Below are 1979 nucleotides of genomic sequence, written 5' to 3'. Positions count from 1 at the left end.
ATCCTGCGCGTCATGGATTTCGGAAGCGATCTTTTCGGCCCGCATCATCGATGCGCGCAGTTCGGCAAGGTCGGTCTCCTCGCCCGGCTGCGGATCGAGCTTGGTCAATTCCGCCACCGCCGCGCGCAGATAGTCGGCCTCGCGCGCGGCCGCCGCCACCTTGATGCGGTGGCGCGACAGCTCCTGCTCGCAGGCGCGCCAGTGCCGCCATGCCTCGGCGGTCGAGCGGACGGCGCCGAGATGGCCCCCGAAAGCGTCGAGCACCTCGCGGTGTGCTCCGGGATCGACCAGCGCGCGCTCGTCATGCTGGCCGTGGATCTCGACCAGCGCGCGCCCGACATCGCGCATCAGCGTGACGCTCGAAGGCTGATCGTTGACGAAGACACGGGTGCGGCCGTCCGCCGTCTGCAGGCGGCGCAGGATGATGTCGCCGTCGTCCTCGATCGCATTGTCGGCAAGCAGCGTACGCGCCGGATGATTGCGCGGCACGTCGAAGACGGCGATGACCTGGCCTTGCGCCGCGCCATGGCGCACCAGCGAAGCATCGCCGCGCGCACCGAGCGCCAGCGAAAGGGCGTCGAGCAGGATGGATTTGCCGGCACCGGTTTCGCCGGTCAGTACCGAAAGACCCGGCTGGAAGTCTATATCCAGCTTCTCGATCAGGACGATATCGCGGATCGACAGTCTGGAAAGCATCAGAACCCGAATCTAGAACGGCACGCGACCATTTGCAGTCGCAGCGCCGCACTATCTTTTTGTTTGAGCACCGGATCAATCCGAAAAGCGCTGTGGCGCTTCAGTCGATGCTCATACGTCAGGCGCCGGTGATCATCTTCCCGGCTTTGGATATCCACGACCCGGCATTCTCGCGCGGTGCAAGCCCATTGCTCTGCAAGAGCTTGTAGGAATCCTTGTACCATGGGCTGTCGGGGTAGTTGGTGCCGAGCACGGCGGCGGCGGTTTGTGCCTCCGAGGTCAGACCCATCGCGTAATAGCTTTCGGTCAAGCGGGCGAGCGCCTCCTCGACATGGCGGGTGTTGGAATAGTTCTCGACCACGGTGCGGAAGCGCTTCACGGCAGCGATGTATTCACGCCGCTCAAGATAGTAACGGCCGATCTGCATTTCCTTGCCGGCCAACTGGTCGTTGGCGAAGCGGATCTTTTCCTTGGCGTCTTCGACATATTCCGATGTTGGCCAGCGCGTGACCAGATCCTGCATCGTCTGGACGGTCTGGCGCGCTTCCTTCTGGTCCTGCGTCACGTCCTTGATCTGACGGTAGTAGCTCAAGCCGATGATGTACTGCGCATAGGCGGCGTCATCGGTCGACGGGTAAAGCGTGAGATAGCGCTTGGCCGAGCCGATCGCCTCATCGTAATTGCCCTGGCGATAGTCGGCGAAAGCGCCCATCACCATCGATTTGCGGGCCCATTCCGAATAGGGATGCTGACGGTCGACGGCGTCGAACTTCCGGCTCGCCTCCTGCAGGCGCCCGGCATTGAGATTGGCAAGGCCCTGATTGTAGAGAACATCGGCCGGCTCGGTCTGCTCGACATAGGTCGACAGGTCGATATCTTTCTCCGACGACATGCAGGCCGACAGAAAGAGCGATGGAACAACTACTGAAAGCGCCAGGAAAACAGCCCTCTGCGGTGCTTTCAATTGACCAACTCGCTTGAAGAACATGATTGGATCTCGCCCTTTCGGCGCTATTTCAATGCCAGTTGCACGCCATTGTTTCAAAACTGGTCCCCACTTTTGAATGACATGCATTAATCGACGGCAGCAGCCATAAACCATAACCGCCTTGCCCGGCAACGCTATCTCCGGCCAATCGCGCATTTTTGTGGCGGCCGGACGCCACTTGGACATCAATGCAATTTCACTGGCGGGTGGTGCATTCCTGCAACATTCGCTATCACCATGGAACCCGAAAAAAACCTGGGAAATCAGATCATCCAGGGTGCGTAGAGTGGCGCAT

At 60.4% G+C, this 1979-nt stretch carries 2 protein-coding genes; both read right to left on the bottom strand.

Features of this window, described 5'->3' with window-relative positions:
- Positions 1–696: AAA family ATPase (locus tag EN893_RS31300; protein ID WP_164901272.1), on the bottom strand; the 696-nt coding region annotated here is incomplete at its 3' end.
- Positions 697–814: 118 nt separating this feature from the next.
- Positions 815–1684 (bottom strand): outer membrane protein assembly factor BamD, encoded by an 870-nt coding sequence (locus EN893_RS31295; protein WP_127269547.1) that lies wholly within the window; start codon positions 1682–1684, stop codon positions 815–817.
- Positions 1685–1979: the final 295 nt, after the last annotated feature.

The sequence above is a fragment of the Mesorhizobium sp. M7A.F.Ca.CA.004.04.2.1 genome (genome assembly GCF_004022825.1).
Lineage (GTDB): Bacteria > Pseudomonadota > Alphaproteobacteria > Rhizobiales > Rhizobiaceae > Mesorhizobium.
The sequence above is the reverse complement of the archived record's forward strand: the minus strand, read 5'-3'. Positions and strand labels throughout refer to the sequence as shown.